This window comes from Wolbachia endosymbiont of Drosophila bocki (genome assembly GCF_028982005.1).
Lineage (GTDB): Bacteria > Pseudomonadota > Alphaproteobacteria > Rickettsiales > Anaplasmataceae > Wolbachia > Wolbachia pipientis.
Map to the genome: position 1 here is coordinate 1 of NZ_JAPQLG010000217.1, position 870 is coordinate 870.

An 870-nucleotide genomic window follows, 5' to 3' on the forward strand; every position below is an offset into this window, starting at 1 on the left:
AATTTATTGTACGTTACCTACTATCCGAAGAGCGATGCAACAAAGCCATTCCAGTGTCAAGCACTGGAATAACATCATCTGTTGTGCAATTTACCTTTAAAAATGAATGTTCGTACAGTTATGTGCTTGGCACTGAAATGGCACCATTTTTTATCTGTTGAAAATGTAAACCGAAAAATAGCGTGGCACTTTGTGCCACGCTTAGTACTGTAAGCTTAATCCAGTAATTAAATTAAGCGAGGTAAAATAAAAGATAACGACACTGTATGATGTTCGTTCTTTTATGTCAAGCACTTTTTTGAATTTTTTTGGTGATAATTTTTATCCAGTTATTTTATTATTGTAGTATAATTTCAATGCCAGATACTATCATTATGATCACTATCTAAATTTAAATCGTAATTATCATCAAATTTATATATCCCCTCCATCTCTTCTCTATGCAATTCATGTGAATCACCTAAAGCTTTTTGATTAGAAACGTCAACACAATACTGTAACAGTGCTCTTAATGCTCCAGCACTATCTTGATCTAAATTAAAATTGCTAAAATCAAATTTCTGCATATTCTCCACATGTCCTTCTCTACATAACCTACATATCTTAGCAAAAGCCCTTTCACTTTCTCGACTCCAAGCATTAAGAAAGTAAGGATCTACTACTTTGCTAAATTGTTTCTCTATCTCTTCAAGAGAGCTCTCTGGATTAAGTTCTAATATTACTTTGAAAATCCCACTGCCATGGAATCTATAAAATTGACTAGATAAGCTATCTTTTACAAAATTAACTGCATTATCTATTGTAAGAACCTGTTTAAAATCTTCGTAATAGGAGAGAAATGAAGGAAAGGACAATCATTTGCAAGCTGGT

The 870-nt window shown here is 32.6% G+C and carries 1 protein-coding gene; it reads right to left on the reverse strand.

Features of this window, described 5'->3' with window-relative positions:
* Positions 1 to 353: 353 nt before the first annotated feature.
* Positions 354 to 854: a hypothetical protein gene (locus OZD61_RS05635; RefSeq protein ID WP_274980149.1), complete on the reverse strand. Its 501-nt coding sequence runs from the start codon at positions 852 to 854 to the stop codon at positions 354 to 356.
* Between the last annotated feature and the right edge of the window lie 16 nt (positions 855 to 870).